This window comes from Streptomyces sp. NPDC001315, from assembly GCF_042896175.1.
In the GTDB taxonomy this organism is placed as follows: Bacteria; Actinomycetota; Actinomycetes; order Streptomycetales; family Streptomycetaceae; genus Streptomyces.
Genome location: NZ_JBIAWZ010000001.1, coordinates 212,310 through 228,569 on the forward strand (window position 1 = coordinate 212,310; position 16,260 = coordinate 228,569).

Genomic DNA, 16,260 nt, shown 5'->3' on the forward strand with positions numbered 1-16,260 from the left:
GCTCCTGGCTCGCGCGAGCCGCGCCCCGTCCGCAGGCGGACGCGTGCCTACGAGAACTCGTACGCCTCCACCTCGGCGAGGTAACGCGCCCGCAGTTCCTCGTCGTCCTCCAGGAAGGAGGCGACGAAGGAGTTGCGGGCCAGTTCGCGCAGGCGGTCCTCGGTCAGGCCGAGGACGGACCGTACGGCGTCGAAGTTGTCGCCGGCGTAGCCGCCGAAGTAGGCGGGGTCGTCGGAGTTGACCGTGCACAACAGGCCGGCGTCCAGCATGGCGGGCAGCGGGTGGTCCGCCAGGACGTCCACCGTGCGCAGCCGGACGTTGGACAGGGGGCACAGGGTCAGCGGGATGCGCTCGCGCACCAGCCGCTCGACCAGCGCCGGGTCCTCCATGCAGCGCAGGCCGTGGTCGACGCGCTCGACGCCGAGCACGTCCAGCGCCTCGGTGATGTACTGCGGCGGTCCCTCCTCGCCGGCGTGCGCCACGCGTCGCAGCCCGAGGGCGGCGGCAGCCTCGTACACCTCGCGGAATTTCACCGGCGGGTGGCCGACCTCGGCGGAGTCCAGGCCGATGCCGGTGATCCGGTCGAGGTAGGGCTTCGCCGCCTCCAGGGTCTCCAGGGCCGACTCGGCGGACTCGTCGCGCAGGAAGCACAGGATCAGCCTGGTGGAGACGCCGTGGTTCTCCTCGCTGCGGCCGAGGGCCCGCCACAGCCCCTCGACGACCGTCCCCATGCCCACACCCCGGGCGATGTGCGCCTGCGGGTCGAAGAAGATCTCCGCGTGCCGCACGCCCTGCGCGGCGGCGCGGGCGAGGTAGGCGTTCGCGAGGTCCTCGAAGTCCCGCTCGGTGCGCAGGACGGCCATCAGCTCGTAGTACAGGTTCAGGAAGGACTGGAGATCATCGAACTGGTACGCCTTGCGGAGCTCTTCCGTGTCGGCGTACGGCAGCGTGACACCGTTGCGCGCGGCGAGCGCGAACGCCAGCTCGGGCTCCAGGGTGCCTTCGATGTGGAGGTGCAGTTCAGCTTTGGGCAGGGGCATCAAAGCATGGTACGGGGGTTTTATCTGCGCTTCGGAACCGGCACTCTCAGCAGATCGTGCGCCACGCTCAGCTCCCCCGCGAACCCGGCGGCCCGCGCCTGCCGCTCGAACTCTCCCCCACTCTCGGCTTCGCTCGAGCGGGAGGTGCCCCCATGGCCGGAGTAGCGCTGGCTGAAGTGGGTGAGCACCAGGTGCCGCACGCCCGCGTCCCGCGCCACCCGGGCCGCCTGGCCGGCTGTCAGGTGACCGTGCTCCACCGCGAGTTCCTCGTCCTCGTCGAGGAACGTGGACTCGATGACGAGCAGGTCGCAGCCCTCGGCGAGCACGTGCACACCGTCGCACAGCCGGGTGTCCATGACGAACGCGAACCGCTGACCGCGCCGCGGCTCGCTGACGTCCTCCAGCGTGACGGTCCCGATCGCGCCCTCGCGCTGGATCCGGCCCACGTCCGGACCCTTGATGCCGTGCGCGGCGAGCCGGTCGGGCAGCATGCGGCGGCCGTCGGGCTCGACGAGCCGGTAGCCGTAGGACTCGACGGGGTGGTCGAGCCTGCGCGCCTCGAGCGTGTACGCGCCCGTGACGGTGAGCGGGCCGTCCTCGGCGACCGGGGCCTCGGTGATCCCGACGGTCTCGCGGTAGGCGGTGGCGTAGCGCAGTCGGTCGAAGAAGCGCTGGCCGGAGCGCGGATAGTGGGCGGTGACCTGGTGCGGCACCTTGTCGAGGTTGATGCGCTGGATCACGCCGGCCAGGCCCAGGGAATGGTCGCCGTGGAAGTGGGTGACGCAGATCCGGTTCAGGTCGTGCGCGGCGACCCCGGCACGCAGCATCTGCCGCTGCGTGCCCTCGCCGGGGTCGAAGAGGATGCCCTCGCCGTCCCAGCGCAGCAGGTAGCCGTTGTGGTTGCGGTGCCGGGTGGGGACCTGGCTGGCGGTGCCGAGGACCACCAGTTCGCGTACGGACACGGCGACTTACCCGGGGGGCCACTGCATGCCGCGGCCACCGAGGACGTGCGCATGGGCGTGGAAGACGGTCTGGCCCGCGCCGGCTCCGGTGTTGAAGACGACGCGGTAGCTCTCCAGCTTGTCCTCTTCGGCGACCGCCCGCGTCTCGCGCAGCACGTCGGCGGTGAGCGCCGGGTCGGCGGCGGCGAGCTCGGCCGCGTTCGGGTAGTGCGCCTTGGGGATCACCAGGACGTGCGTGGGCGCCTGGGGATTGATGTCCCGGAACGCGACGGTCGTCTCCGTCTCACGGACGATCGTCGCCGGGACATGCCCCGCCACGATCTTGCAGAACAGGCAGTCGTCCTGCGGCTCCCCGCCCTCGTTTCGTGCCATGCGTGTGCCTCCTCGCGCAGTTCACCTCGTACCACGGCATCGTAGCGAGCCGGTGTGTCACTCCAGGCCCGGCAGGCTCGGCGGGATCTTGGCGGGCGTCTCCTGAAGCGCCTCCAGCGCGATCCGGACCGCCTCCTCCAACTGGACGTCCCGCCCGGCCGCGTGGTCCTGCGGGCGCTGCACCACCTCCACGTCCGGGTCCACGCCGTGGTTCTCCACGCCCCACCCGTGACCCTCCAGCCAGAAGGCGTACTTGGGCTGGGTGATCAGGGTGTCGTCGACCAGGCGGTAGCGGCTGTCGATGCCGATGACACCGCCCCAGGTGCGGGTGCCGACGACCGGTCCGATGCCGAGCGCCTTGATCGCCGCGTTGACGATGTCGCCGTCGGAGCCGGAGAACTCGTTGGCGACGGCGACCACCGGTCCGCGGGGCGCGTCGCGCGGGTAGCTGAAGGGCCGCATGCCACGGGGCAGGTTCCAGCCGACGATCCGCCGCGCCAGCTTCTCCACGATCAGCTGGGAGGTGTGACCGCCCCGGTTCTCCCGGACGTCGACGACGAGGCCCTCCCGGATCACCTCGACGCGCAGGTCGCGGTGGATCTGGGCCCAGCCGGGCGCCTGCATGTCGGGGACGTGCAGATAGCCGAGCCGGCCGGCGGAGCGCTCGTGCACGTACGCCCGCCGGTCGGCGACCCAGGCGTGGTAGCGCAGTGGTTCCTCGTCGGCGATCGGGACGACGACCGCGTGCCGCGGGTCGCCGCCGCCCGCCGGGGAGATCGTCAGCTCCACCGGCCTGCCCGCCGTACCGACGAGGAGCGGCCCGGGGCCGGTCACCGGATCCACCGGATGCCCGGCGACCGCCACGACGGCGTCCCCGGCGCGCACCGCGACGCCGGGCGCGGCCAGCGGGGATCGGCCCTTCGGGTCGGAGGTCTCCGAGGGCAGGATCCGGTCGATGCGCCAGGTGCCGTCCGGGTGCCGGGAGATGTCGGCGCCGAGCAGGCCCTGACGCGCGCCGCGGCCGTAGCCGCCGTTCGGCGTGATGTACGCGTGCGAGGTGCCGAGTTCGCCGTGCACCTCCCACAGCAGGTCGACCAGGTCGTCGTGGGTGGCGAGGCGGTCCAGCACCGGACGGTAGCGGTCCAGGACACCGTCCCAGTCGGTCCCGCCCAGGTCCGGCCGCCAGAAGTTGTCCCGCATGACGCGGCCGGTCTCCTCGTACATCTGCCGCCACTCGGCCGCCGGGTCGACGGTCTGCCGTACCCGGGTGAGGTCGACGGTGATGTTGGAGTCGCTGTCGTCGTCGTTCGAGGCGCGCCGGTCGCTGGGGACGACCTTGAGCCTGCCGTCGGTCCACAGCAGCAGCCGCTTGCCGTCGCCGGTGACCTCGAAGTCGTCAGCGTCGGCGGCCAGGTGCTCGATGCGCTGCTGGGCCAGGTCGTAGCGCTCCAGCTCGGTCTTGGGGTCCGGGTCGTCGGGGGTCGCGCGGGAGGCGCCGAGGACACCGCGCACCGGGTGGCGCAGCCACAGCACACCGTCCTTGGCGGCACGCAGGGTGGAGTAGCGGGCGGCCTCGACGGGGAAGGGGACGATGCGGTCGGCGAGCCCTTCGAGGTCGACACGGGTCGCCGGGGTGCCCTCGCTGTCGGGCGTCTCGTCCTTGTCGGGGGCCTCGAAGGGGCGGCCGTGGCGCTGCGGTCCGAACGGCGACGGTGTGGTCGCGGCGAGCGTGATCAGGTGCGGGCGGGCGCCCTCGACGAACGCGAGGTCGAAGACGTGCTCGTCGTAGACCGGGTCGAAGGAGCGGGTCGACAGGAAGGCGAGGTGCTTGCCGTCGAGGGTGAACGCGGGGGCGTAGTCCTGGAAGCGCAGCGGCGTCGCCTCGGTGACCGACAGGTCGGTGGTGTTGGCGAGCCTGAGCTGGGTCAGCGGGTACGGGCCGGGGTGCGACCAGGCGAGCCAGGCGGAGTCGGGCGAGAAGGCGAGGCCCTCCACGTCCCCGTACTCGCTGCGGTCGACCTCGCGCACCTCGCCGGTCTCCCGCTCGACGAGCAGCAGCCGTCCGTCGTGCGCGGCGACGGCGGCACGGCTGCCGTCGGGCGCCATGGCCAGGTCGAGAACGCGGCCGAGCCGTCCGGCGGCGATCCGGCGCGGGGTCGCTCCGGGAGCGAGGCCGGTCGAGGGCGCGAACTCCAAGGCGTCGTCGCCCTCGGCGTCCGTCACCCACACCACCCATTCCTCGCCCTCCGTGCGGAAGGTGCGCGGCAGCCGGGCCCGTACACCGGGCCGCGCGGCGAGCGCCCGGGCCGGTCCCGCGCGGTGGGTGACCCAGTGGACGGCACCGCGCACGGCGACCGCGCTGCCGCGCCCGGTGTGGTCGGGGGAGGCCGAGCCGAACCAGCGGGCCGCGTTCACCGGGCGGGGCTGCCGGTCGGTGCGCTGCCCGCCGAGCCGGATGTCGAGCCGGCGCGGCTCGGCCCCGTCGAGGTCGTCGAGCAGCCACAGTTCACCGGCCGAGACGTACACGACACGGCTGCCGTCGCTCGCCGCGTGCCGGGCGTAGAAACCGTCGAGAGGGGTGTGACGCCGCAGGTCGGAGCCGTCGGCGAGGGAGGAGTACAGCGCGCCGGTGCCCTCGTGGTCGGAGAGGAAGGCGATGCGCTCGCCCACCCACACCGGGTATTCGATGTTGCCGTCCAACTCCTCGTGCAGCCGGGTGAATTCGCCGTCCCCTTCTTCACCTTCGGCGGCACGGTCGATCCACAACTTGCCCGCCGTACCGCCGCGATACCGCTTCCACCACGCGGCCTCACGCCCCATAGGCGCCGACAGCAGCACGGTGTGCGGCCCGTACGCCACGTCACCGACGGGCCCGTACGGCAGCACGGCGGCCGGCCCGCCGTCGAGCGGGACGGCGCGCGCCCAGCTGCGGCGCAGGCTGGCCTGACCCTGGGTGCTGGTGGCGAGGACCTCGCCGTCCGGGGTCCAGCCGCGCACCCTGGTCATCCAACTGCCCCAGTACGTCAGCCGCTCGGCGGGGCCGCCGTCGACCGGGGCGATGTGCACCTCGGGGGCGCCGTCACGGGTGGAGGTCCAGGCGACGGTGGTGCCGTCGGGCGAGATGCGCGGCAGGGTCACGGGCACGTTGTCGGCGCTGACCCGCCAGGCCCTCCCGCCGTCGAGGGGCGCGAGCCACACGTCGTCCTCGGCGGTGAAGGCCACCAACTCGCCGTGCAGATGCGGGAAGCGGAGATACGCCGACGAGGGCGATGCTGCTGCTGCGGACTGTGTCACACGATCAGCCTATGCAGCGCCGCCGCCGGCTGACAGGGAAACGGATCTCTCACTTGCCCTCGACGGGCCGGCACCGCGGGTCGCTGTTCGTGCACCAGACGGTCCTGGTGACGGTCACCGTGGCGGTGGGCTGTCCCTGCTGCCCGCCGGCGCCCCCGTTGACGGGCGAGGGCGTGGCGTCGCAGTTGCCGAGCCCGCTCACATGGAACCACGGCTTGCCGCCCACCTTGGCGGTGAGGTCCCCGCGCACGCACGCACCGTCGACGGCCCGGGTGACCTTCCCGGTGACGGTGATGTCCTTCGCGTCGTCGGTCTCGCCCTGGCAGTCGACGGAGGCGACGGAGTTCGCGCTCGCCGTGGCCGCATGGTCACCGAAGTTGGCGGTGCAGCTGAGCCACCGCACGTTCACGTGCTGCCGTTCGAGTTCCTTCGTCGCGGTCCGGTCGGTCGTGTACGCCACCGAGGCCGAATTCAGCCCACCCGGATCGCACGCCACGAGGCCACCCACGGCGACCATCGCACACCCTGCCACTGCCACCACCCGCGTCCCGCGCGGGCGGGCCCAAATCCGCCTCAATGCCCCCATGGAGGGCATCGTGCCACTCGTGGCGGCACGACGGTAGACCGCATGCGGTCACAATGCGAGCCCGGGTCAGCACGTAGCAGCGGCCAAGTCGGTGACGAGCAGCCGTACCTGGGCGAGTTCCACGGCGACCTCCCGGCGGTCAGGACCAGCGGCCGGTGCGGCCGAGGAGAAGGGCCGCGGCCGCGGTCCCGGCGGTCGAGGTGCGCAGCACGCTCGGCCCCAGGCGGTACGGTCGCGCGCCCGCCTCCTCGAACAGCGCCAACTCCTCGGGGGACACACCGCCTTCAGGTCCGACCACGAGCACGATGTCGCCCTCGGCAGGCAGTTCGACGGCGGCCAGCGGGGCGTCACCGCTCTCGTGGAGTACGGCGGCGAAGTCGGCCTTGGCCAGAAGTGCGCCAACCTGCTTGGTCGTCGCCGCGTCCGCGACCTCGGGGAAGCGCACCCGCCGGGACTGCTTGCCGGCCTCGCGGGCGGTGGCCCGCCACTTGCCGAGCGCCTTCAGCCCGCGCTCGCCCTTCCACTGGGTGATGCAGCGGGAGGCCGCCCACGGCACGATCGCGTCGACGCCGACCTCGGTCATCGTCTCGACGGCGACCTCGCCGCGATCACCCTTGGGCAGCGCCTGCACGACGGTGATACGGGGCGCCGCCCGGGGCTCCTCGTGCACCTCGCGCAGGTCGACGATCAGCCGGTCCTTGCCCTCGGCGGCCGCGACCTCGCCCTCGGCCCAGCGTCCGGCGCCGTCGGTGAGGACGACGGCCTCGCCCGGCCGCAGCCGCTTCACGGAGACCGCGTGCCGCCCCTCGGGCCCGTCGAGGACGTACTGCCCGGCGCCGTCGGCGCGGACGTCCTCGACGACGAAGACGGGCGCGGTCACCGGACCTCACCCCGTTCCGACAACGCCGCCCGGGCCGCGTCGAGTTCGGCCGCCAGCACCTCGACCAGCTGCCCGGCGGGGAATTCGCGGGCCATCCGGTGGCCCTGGCCCGCCCACAGGGCCATGCCCTGCGCGTCACCGGCCTTGGCGGCGGCCTTGCGCAACGGCGAGGTGAGGTGGTGGACCTCCGGGTAGGCGGCGGGGGCGTACGGCCCGTGCTCACGCAGGAAGCGGTTGACCAGACCACGGGCCGGGCGCCCGGAGAAGGCGCGGGTCAGCTCCGTGCGGACGAACAGGGGGTTGGTCAGCGCCTGCTTGTGCAGGGCGTGGGCGCCCGACTCGGGGGTGGCGACGAACGCCGTGCCGAGCTGGGCCGCACCGGCGCCCGCCGCGAGCACGGCGGCGATCTGGCTGCCGCGCATGATGCCGCCGGCGGCGACCAGCGGGAGGCTCACGGCCTCACGGACCTGCGCGATCAGCGCGAGCAGTCCGATGCCACAGCCGTCGTTCTCCTGGATGTCACGGTGGGTTCCCTGGTGGCCGCCCGCCTCGACGCCCTGCACGATCACCGCGTCGGCGCCCGCCCGCTCCACCGCGAGGGCCTCCTCGACGGTAGTGGCGGTGACCCACGTGAGGCTGCCGGCACGGCGCAGGGATTCCAGCACGTCCCGGCTCGGGACGCCGAAGTGGAACGACACCACCGGCACCGGGTTGTCCAGCAGCACCGCGAGCTTGGCCTCGTACCCGTCGTCACGCCCGCTGTCCGGGTCGCCGAGCTCCGTCTCGTACCAGGCGGCCTCGCCGGCCAGCTGGTGGGCGTAGACCTCGACGGCGCCGGCCGCGGGGGGCGCGGCGTCGGCAGTGGAGCCGGTGCTCGCACCGGGGAACTCCGGCTGCGGCATGAACAGGTTCACGCCGAAGGGGCGGGCTGTGAGGCTCCGCAGCTGCTTGATCTCCTGGTACACGCCGTCGGCGGTCTTGTACCCGGCGGCCAGGAACCCGAGCCCGCCCGCCTCGGAGACGGCGGCGGCGAGCTGCGGCACGGAGACGCCGCCCGCCATGGGGGCCTGCACGATCGGATGGGGGCAGAGATCGGTCAGTGCGGAGGACATGACGGCATGTTGTCACGTCCTTCGAACAAGTCCGAATCGAGACTTCCCCCCTGGCACAGGCCAGGGGGAGAGGGGACCTCAGCGACCGTTGAACGCGTCCTTCAACCGCGAGAACAACCCTTGCTGCCCCGGCTGACCGCGCCTGCCCGGGGGACGACCCCCGGACCCCCAGCCGCCCCGCAGCTCACGTACGACCGTTGAACGCGTCCTTCAACCGCGAGAACAACCCTTGCTGCCCCGGCTGGAACTGCCCCTGCGGACGCTCCTCCCCGCGCAGCTTGGCCAGCTCGCGCAGCAGGCGCTCCTGCTCGGGGTCGAGCTTGGTCGGGGTCTGCACCTCGACGTGGACGATGAGGTCGCCCCGGCCGCCGCCGCGCAGGTGGGTGACGCCACGGCCGTGCAGCGGGATCGACTGGCCGGACTGGGTGCCGGGCCTGATGTCGACCTCCTCCATGCCGTCCAGGGTCTCCAGCGGCACCTTCGTGCCGAGGGCCGCCGCCGTCATCGGGATCGTCACCGTGCAGTGCAGGTCGTCGCCGCGCCGCTGGAACATCGCGTGCGGCAGCTCGTGGATCTCGACGTACAGGTCACCGGCGGGACCGCCACCGGGCCCGACCTCGCCCTCACCGGCCAGCTGGATACGCGTGCCGTTGTCGACACCCGCCGGGATCTTCACGGTCAGGGTCCGACGGGACCGCACCCGGCCGTCGCCCGCGCACTCCGGGCACGGGGTCGGCACGACGGTCCCGAAGCCCTGGCACTGGGGGCAGGGGCGGGACGTCATGACCTGGCCGAGGAAGGACCGCGTGACCTGCGACACCTCGCCGCGACCGCGGCACATGTCACACGTCTGGGCACTCGTCCCCGGCGCCGCGCCCTCACCGTTGCAGGTGGAGCAGACGATCGCCGTGTCGACCTGGATGTCCTTCGTGGTGCCGAAGGCCGCCTCGTCCAGCTCGATCTCGAGCCGGATCATCGCGTCCTGGCCCCGGCGCGTGCGCGAGCGCGGTCCGCGCTGCGACGCCGTGCCGAAGAAGGCGTCCATGATGTCGGAGAAGTTGCCGAAGCCACCGGCGCCGAAGCCGCCCGCGCCGGCCCCGCCCGACTGGGAGAGCGGGTCGCCGCCGAGGTCGTAGACCTGCTTCTTCTGCGGGTCCGACAACACCTCGTAAGCGGCGTTGATCTCCTTGAACCGCTCCTGGGTCTTCGGATCGGGGTTGACGTCCGGATGCAGCTCGCGCGCGAGCCGCCGGAAGGCCTTCTTGATCTCTTCCTGCGACGCGTCGCGACGCACGCCGAGAACGGCGTAGTAGTCCGTGGCCACTTAGGACTCCGCCAGGATCTGTCCGACGTACCGTGCCACTGCGCGTACCGCTCCCATCGTTCCCGGGTAATCCATGCGGGTCGGTCCGACCACGCCGAGCTTGGCGACCGCCTCGTTGCCCGAACCGTAGCCGACCGACACCACCGAAGTGGAGTTGAGTCCCTCATAGGCGTTCTCGTGACCGATCCGCACGGTCATGCCCGAATCTCCCGCCTCGCCAAGCAACTTGAGGAGCACGACATGCTCCTCCAGCGCCTCGAGGACGGGACGGATCGTGAGAGGGAAGTCATGTCCGAAGCGGGTCAGATTGGCGGTGCCGCCGATCATCAACCGCTCCTCGTTCTCCTCGACGAGCGTCTCCAGCAGAGTGGAGAGCACCGTCGAGACCGTGCCGCGGTCCTCTGCCTCGAAGGCGTCCGGCAGATCCTCCACGAGACGGGGTACGTCCGCGAACCGGCGCCCCGCGACCCGGCTGTTCAGCCGCGCCCGCAGATCCGCCAGGGAGGTCTCGCCGAAGGGCGCCGTGCAGTCGACCACGCGCTGCTCGACCCGGCCGGTGTCGGTGATCAGCACCAGCATCACGCGCGCCGGCGCCAGCGCCAGCAGCTCCACGTGCCGCACCGTCGAGCGGGTCAGCGACGGGTACTGCACGACGGCGACCTGCCGGGTCAGCTGCGCGAGCAGCCGTACGGTCCGGGCCACCACGTCGTCGAGGTCGACGGCCCCGTCGAGGAAGTTCTGGATCGCGCGCCGCTCGGGCGCCGTCATCGGTTTGACGCCCGCGAGCTTGTCGACGAACAGCCGGTAGCCCTTGTCGGTGGGGATGCGCCCGGCGCTGGTGTGCGGCTGGGCGATGTACCCCTCGTCCTCGAGGGCCGCCATGTCGTTGCGGACGGTCGCGGGGGAGACGCCGAGCTTGTGCCGCTCGGTGAGTGCCTTGGAGCCCACGGGCTCCTCGGTACCGACGTAGTCCTGGACGATGGCGCGCAGCACCTGAAGCCTGCGTTCGCTCAGCATCTCGCGCACACCTCCCGGAATGTCGTCCCCGTGGCCTTCCGCCTGGCACTCTGCGAGCGCGAGTGCCAGCGTTCCCCGAGCCAGTGTACGGCCGTGGGGTACGCCCCGGGCAAGGCTGGGCCTGCGACGACGTGACGGGCCCGCTCCCACGGCTAGCGTCGCCGCATGACGGTGACTTGGGAAGAGCTGGGGTGGGAGCGGCTGACCGAGGGGTCGGACGGTGCCGTCTTCCGGTGTGGGACTGCGCGGTGGGGCTGGTCGTGGGGGACGGTTCGGCTCTGCCGATCGACGCCGGTTCGATCCTCGCGAAGGGCGCCCGGCTGCGCGGGCAGGCGGAGGCGATCGCCGGCGGCCGTGTGTGCTTTCTCGCACTCACCCACCGTTCCTGGAGGCTGAGCGGGAGCGAGTCCTGCGTCCAGGACCTTCGTACGGGCGCAGCGGCACGCGCCGGCGGAGTGTTTCGGCGTGTCGTGAGCCCTCGTCCACGACACGCCGACGGCTTCTCCTATCGTCATCCGAATGCGCCAGTACTCACCCGACCTGACTCCGCCGTGGAAGAAGCCCAAGCCGGTCCCGGAGGTCCCCGCCGAGCCCGGCCTGGTGGTCGAGGAGCCCGGGACCGGTTTCTGCGGGGCGGTGATCCGCTGCGAGGCGGGCACGGTGACGCTGGAGGACCGCTTCGGCAAGCACCGGGTGTTCCCGCTGGAGCCGCGGGGCTTCCTGCTGGAGGGCCGGGTGGTGACGCTGGTCCGCCCGTCGTCCTCGGCTCCGCCACGGCCCACCCGTACGGCATCCGGCTCGGTCGCCGTCCCCGGCGCACGCGCGCGGGTGGCCCGCGCCGGGCGTATCTACGTGGAGGGCCGGCACGACGCCGAGCTGGTCGAGAAGGTGTGGGGCGACGACCTGCGCATCGAGGGCGTGGTCGTGGAGTACCTGGAGGGCGTCGACGACCTCCCGTCGATCGTCGCCGCGTTCTCCCCCGGCCCGGACGCCCGCCTGGGTGTCCTGGTGGACCACCTGGTGCCGGGCTCCAAGGAGTCCCGTATCGCCGCGTCGGTGACGAGCGAACACGCGCTGGTGGTGGGCCACCCGTACATCGACATCTGGCAGGCGGTGAAGCCGTCGTCCCTGGGGATCGAGGCGTGGCCCCGGATCCCGCACGGGCAGGACTGGAAGACGGGGGTGTGCCGGGCACTGGGGTGGCCGGAGAACACGGGCGCGGTGTGGCAGGCGATTCTGGCGCGGGTGGAGTCCTACAAGGACCTGGAGCCGGAGTTGCTGGGCTCCGTGGAGCGGCTCATCGACCATGTGACCGTGCCCTGAAGCCTGCGGCCGCGTCGCCCTCAGTCCACCAGGTCCCGCACCACGGCGTCCGCCAGCAGCCGCCCGCGCAGGGTGAGCACCGCCCGTCCCTCGTCGTACGGCCCCGTTTCGAGCAGCCCGTCGGACAGTGCCCGCCGCGAGGCCGCGAGGCCGGGCTCGTGCAGCAGATCCAGCGGCACGCCCTCCCGCAGGCGCAGCTCCAGCAGGATGCGCTCGACCCGGCGGTCCTCGACCGACAGAAGCTCACGCCCGGCCCCCGGCGACCGTCCCTCCGCGAGGGCCGCCGCGTACGCCCCCGGATGCTTCACGTTCCACCAGCGCACCCCGCCGACGTGGCTGTGGGCGCCGGGGCCCGCGCCCCACCAGTCGGCGCCGCGCCAGTACAGCTCGTTGTGCAGGCAGCGGCCCGCCTCGGACGTCGCCCAGTTCGACACCTCGTACCAGTCGAAGCCCGCCGCCGACAGCGCCTCGTCGGCGATCAGGTACCGGTCGGCGTGGACGTCGTCGTCCGTCATCGGTACCTCGCCGCGCCGGATGCGGCGGGCGAGCTGGGTGCCCTCCTCGACGATCAGGGCGTACGCGCTGATGTGGTCGGGGCCCGCGCCCAGCGCCGCGTCCAGCGACGCCCGCCAGTCGTCGTCCGACTCGCCGGGCGTGCCGTAGATCAGGTCCAGGTTGACGTGCTCGAAGCCCGCCGCACGCGCCTCCGCGACGCACGCCTCCGGGCGGCCCGGGGTGTGGGTGCGGTCGAGGATCTTCAGTACGTGCTGCTTGGCGCTCTGCATGCCGAAGGAGATCCGGTTGAAGCCGCCGTCCCGGAGCGTGGCGAGGTAGGCCGGGTTCACCGACTCCGGGTTCGCCTCCGTCGTGATCTCCGCGTCCGCCGCCAGCCCGAACTCGTCGCGGATCGCCCCCAGCATCCGTACGAGATCGTCCGCGGCCAGCAGGGTGGGCGTACCGCCGCCGACGAAGACCGTGCGGACCTCGCGCCGGTCGTCGCCGAGGACCTTGCGGGCCAGGCGGATCTCATCGATCAGGGTCTCGGCGTAGTTGTCGCGGGAGGCGAGGACGCCGCCGGTGCCGCGCAGCTCGGTCGCGGTGTAGGTGTTGAAGTCGCAGTAGCCGCAGCGGGTCGCGCAGTAGGGGACGTGGAGGTAGAACCCGAGGGGGCGGTCGGCGGTCCCGGCGAGCGCGGACGCGGGCAGTGCGCCGTCGTCGGGGACGGGCTCGCCGTCGGGGAGTGCGGAAGGCATGTCCTCCATTGTCCAGCACGTGGACGGTTGCCCCGTGGACGGCTACTCGGCCTGGAGCACCAGCAGCGCCAGGTCGTCCTCCGGCGGCTGTCCGCCGAACTCGTGCACCAGCCGTCTGATGCGCTCCGCGATCAGTTCGGCGTCGAGGCCCCTGCACCCGGCGAACGCGGCGGCGAGGCCGTCGCCGTCGTCGAACTGGCGCGAGCCGGAGCGCCGCTCGGTCACCCCGTCCGTGACGCACAGCAGGCTGTCGCCCGGGAGCAGCTCGAAGGTCTCGCTGGTGTACGTCTCGTCCTCGAAGACCCCGAGGAGGGTCTGCGGTCGCGCGACCGTACGGACACCGCCGTCGGGCCCGAGGAGCAGCGGCAGCGGGTGTCCGGCGGAGGCGAGGGTGCAGCGGACGCCGCCTTCGAAGGGGGCGAGCTCGCCGTAGACGAGGGAGAGGAAGCGGGTCTGCGGGCCGTCGCCGGGGCCGGCGGGTCCGATGAGGGCGCGGGCGGCGGCGTCGGCAGCCTCCGTGGCGTCGTCGAGGAGGAGCTGGTTGAGACGGTCGAGGACGTCGGCGACGCGGTAGCCCTCGCGGGCCAGGAGCCGCAGCCAGGGCCGGGCGAGGCCGATCACGACGGCCGCCTCGGGGCCCTTGCCCTGGACGTCGCCGACGGCGAAGCACCAGCGTCCGTCGCCGGCCGGGAAGAGGTCGTAGAAGTCGCCGCTGGGGCCACCCTTGTCGCACGGCTCGTAGACGAGGGCGCTGCGCACCCCGGGGATCTCGGCGACGGCGCCGGGCAGCAGCCCGCGCTGGAGGACGGCGCTGATGGTGGCCTGGCGGGCATACTGGCGGGCCGCGCCGATGGCGAGGGCCACGCGGCGGCTGAGGTCCTCCACCAGCCCGGTGACCTCGTCGGGGAAGCGCGCCAGGCCGGCCCGCCCGATGACCAGGGTGCCCAGCGGGCGCCCGCCGGCGACGAGGCGGTAGGCGAGCGCCGTCCCGTGGGACCCTCGGGCCCCGTGGGATCCGTACGCCCCGCTGCCGCCCGATGCCACCCCGGGCCAGGGAAACGGAACCGGCCCGGAACGTATCGCGTCCGGCGGCCGTGGCGGGTCCTTCTCCAGGGCGGTGCGCAGCTCCTCGATGACGTTCTCGCTGCCGTGCCAGACCCGGGCCAGCCGTGGTCCGGCGCCCGCGGCCGCGTCGCCCCAGCCTCCCCCACTCTCGGCTCCGCTCGAGCGGGGGGACCCCCACCGGCCGGTGGCCTCGTCCTCGAGCCACACCGCGCACCAGTCGGCCAGCCTCGGCACGATCAGCTGGCCGGTGAGCGAGGCGACCAGGTCCTCGTCGAGCTGGCCCGCGAGCAGGTCGGAGGCCTCGGCGAGGAAGGACAGGGCGCCGCGGCCCAACCAGTCCCGGTCCCGGTCGGCCTGCTGGGGCTCGGGGGCGAGGATCTCGGCGACGCCCAGCGCATAGGCCGGGGCGCGCTCGGCGCCGTAGGCCTCGGAATCGTCGGCGGGTTCGACGGGCAGCCGCGCCCACACCGTCTTGGCGCCTCTGCGGTAGGTGACGCCCCAGGCCTCGGCGAGCGTGGCCACGAGGCGGAGGCCGCGCCCGTACTCCGGTGTCTCGTACGCGGGTTCGGTGCCGCCGTCGCGCGGGGCGCGCGAGGGGTGCTGGTCGGAGACCTCGACGACGACGGCGCCCGCCGGCTCCTCCAGGCGGCACACCAGCTCGACGTCGGTTCCGGCGTGGACGACGGCGTTGGTGACGAGCTCGCTGACGACCAGCGTGGCGTCGTCGGCCAGGCGGTCGGTGAGGTGGGCGGTGCCGGGCAGGCCTCGGTCGGCCCATTCGCCGAGCGCGGCGCGCACGAGTGCGCGGGCGGAGCCCGGCGCGAGGGAGCTTCCGGTCAGGATGGCGCACACCTGCGCACGCTCCGGCGCGGGGGCGTCGGAGGCACCGGAAGCATCGGAGGCAAGGGAGAGAGTCTCCCGTTGCGTCGGAATGGCCCCCATGGACAGCTCCCCGAGCGGTTCGGACGAATACGCCTCAGTCGATGCCGACAGAGTGACAGACTGGCCCCGCCCATAAGCGCCGAGTTACCGAAGTGGGCCGCCATGAGTGAGAACAGTGCTAAGCGTGTGCTCGAAGACGGACATGAACCTGCACAACTCCGAGCATCCGAACTGCGCCCTCTGCTCGCCGCGATGACCGCCGCACGGGACGGCGACTTCACCAAGGTGCCGGAAACCGGCCAGGGGATGGTCGCCGAACTCACCGCGGTCTTCAACCAGATCATGGACCGGAGTACGCACTTCAACTCCGAGGTGCAGCGCGTGAAAAGAGAGCTCGTCCGGCACGGGCGGCTCGACGAGCGGCTGTCGGCGAGCCCGGGTCCGGGCGCCTGGACGTCCCGGGTGAACGACGTGAACCAGGTGCTGGACGCCCTGGTGGCCCCGGCCGCGAACGCCACGCGCGTGCTGGACGCGGTGGCCGGCGGCGACCTGACCCAGCGCGTCGACCTGCACGACGGCAGCCGACAGCTCCGCGGTGACCTGCGGCGGCTCGGCCGGACCGTGAACAGGACGGTCGACCAGCTGTCCCTGTTCACCGGCGAGGTGACCCGGGTGGCCCGCGAGGTCGGCACCGACGGGCGGCTCGGCGGGCGGGCCAAGGTGCAGGGGCTGTCGGGAAGCTGGCGGGACGTGACCGAGGCGGTCAACACGATGGCGTCCCGGCTGACCGCCCAGGTGCGCGACATCGCCCTGGTGACCACGGCGGTGGCCCGCGGGGATCTGACCCGCACGGTCACCGTCGAGGCGACGGGCGAGCTGCTCGAGCTGAAGCTGACCGTGAACACGATGGTCGACCAGCTGTCCGCCTTCGCCGACGAGGTCACCCGCGTGGCCCGCGAGGTGGGCACGGAGGGCCAGTTGGGCGGCCGGGCCCAGGTGCGGGGCGTCAGCGGGGTCTGGAAGGACCTCACCGACAACGTCAACTTCATGGCCTCGAACCTGACCTCCCAGGTCCGCAACATCGCCCAGGTGACGACGGCCGTGGCCAACGGCGACCTGAGCCAGAAGATCACCGTCGACGCGCAGGGCG

The 16,260-nt window shown here is 72.7% G+C and carries 13 protein-coding genes and 1 pseudogene; 3 read left to right on the forward strand and 11 right to left on the reverse strand.

All coding sequences use genetic code 11. The features are described from left to right. Positions 1–47: 47 nt before the first annotated feature. The 9 genes from ACFY16_RS01000 to hrcA all read right to left on the reverse strand — a co-directional run bounded on the left by ACFY16_RS01000 (position 48) and on the right by hrcA (position 10,587). Entirely contained in the window at positions 48–1,040 is a 993-nt protein-coding gene (locus ACFY16_RS01000) for an adenosine deaminase (protein ID WP_390644954.1), read from the reverse strand. A 20-nt stretch (positions 1,041–1,060) separates the two neighbouring features. Further along, positions 1,061–2,002, reverse strand: coding sequence for a ribonuclease Z (locus ACFY16_RS01005; RefSeq protein WP_390644955.1), 942 nt, complete (start codon positions 2,000–2,002; stop codon positions 1,061–1,063). A gap of 6 nt (positions 2,003–2,008) precedes the next feature. Next, positions 2,009–2,374, reverse strand: coding sequence for a histidine triad nucleotide-binding protein (locus ACFY16_RS01010; RefSeq protein WP_390644956.1), 366 nt, complete (start codon positions 2,372–2,374; stop codon positions 2,009–2,011). 57 nt (positions 2,375–2,431) lie between these two features. After that, positions 2,432–5,668 (reverse strand): S41 family peptidase, encoded by a 3,237-nt coding sequence (locus tag ACFY16_RS01015; protein ID WP_390644957.1) that lies wholly within the window; start codon positions 5,666–5,668, stop codon positions 2,432–2,434. 49 nt (positions 5,669–5,717) lie between these two features. Beyond that, positions 5,718–6,254: a hypothetical protein gene (locus ACFY16_RS01020; RefSeq protein ID WP_390644958.1), complete on the reverse strand. Its 537-nt coding sequence runs from the start codon at positions 6,252–6,254 to the stop codon at positions 5,718–5,720. Between the two features lie 139 nt (positions 6,255–6,393). Further along, positions 6,394–7,134, reverse strand: coding sequence for a 16S rRNA (uracil(1498)-N(3))-methyltransferase (locus tag ACFY16_RS01025; RefSeq protein WP_390644959.1), 741 nt, complete (start codon positions 7,132–7,134; stop codon positions 6,394–6,396). Continuing rightward, entirely contained in the window at positions 7,131–8,246 is a 1,116-nt protein-coding gene (locus ACFY16_RS01030; protein ID WP_390644960.1) for a nitronate monooxygenase, read from the reverse strand. The genes ACFY16_RS01025 and ACFY16_RS01030 overlap by 4 nt, the downstream gene beginning before the upstream one ends. 184 nt (positions 8,247–8,430) lie before the next feature. After that, complete coding sequence (gene dnaJ, locus ACFY16_RS01035) at positions 8,431–9,570, reverse strand: molecular chaperone DnaJ (RefSeq protein WP_390644961.1); 1,140 nt, start codon at positions 9,568–9,570, stop codon at positions 8,431–8,433. Further along, positions 9,571–10,587 carry a heat-inducible transcriptional repressor HrcA gene (hrcA, locus tag ACFY16_RS01040; RefSeq protein ID WP_390644962.1) on the reverse strand — a complete coding sequence of 339 codons (1,017 nt, stop codon included), beginning with the start codon at positions 10,585–10,587 and terminating at the stop codon, positions 9,571–9,573. A 165-nt stretch (positions 10,588–10,752) separates the two neighbouring features. On the opposite strand from hrcA, the pseudogene ACFY16_RS01045 reads away from it, so the two are divergent. Both ACFY16_RS01045 and ACFY16_RS01050 read left to right on the forward strand, forming a co-directional pair. Further along, positions 10,753–10,967, forward strand: a pseudogene (locus ACFY16_RS01045) (MBL fold metallo-hydrolase); the annotation flags it as partial. 139 nt (positions 10,968–11,106) lie between these two features. Continuing rightward, a complete protein-coding gene (locus ACFY16_RS01050) occupies positions 11,107–11,910 on the forward strand; it encodes a DUF3097 domain-containing protein (RefSeq protein ID WP_390644963.1) in 804 nt (267 codons plus the stop codon). A 20-nt stretch (positions 11,911–11,930) separates the two neighbouring features. Here the strand turns inward: ACFY16_RS01050 and hemW are convergent, their stop codons facing one another. Together hemW and ACFY16_RS01060 are read right to left on the reverse strand one after the other, a co-directional pair. Next, positions 11,931–13,163: a radical SAM family heme chaperone HemW gene (hemW, locus tag ACFY16_RS01055; RefSeq protein WP_390644964.1), complete on the reverse strand. Its 1,233-nt coding sequence runs from the start codon at positions 13,161–13,163 to the stop codon at positions 11,931–11,933. Positions 13,164–13,205: 42 nt separating this feature from the next. Continuing rightward, positions 13,206–15,170 (reverse strand): SpoIIE family protein phosphatase, encoded by a 1,965-nt coding sequence (locus ACFY16_RS01060; protein WP_390644965.1) that lies wholly within the window; start codon positions 15,168–15,170, stop codon positions 13,206–13,208. Positions 15,171–15,362: 192 nt separating this feature from the next. Here ACFY16_RS01060 and ACFY16_RS01065 point away from each other — a divergent pair. Next, positions 15,363–16,260, forward strand: an 898-nt coding sequence (locus ACFY16_RS01065; protein ID WP_390646065.1) for a HAMP domain-containing protein, incomplete at its 3' end; no start/stop codon positions are given.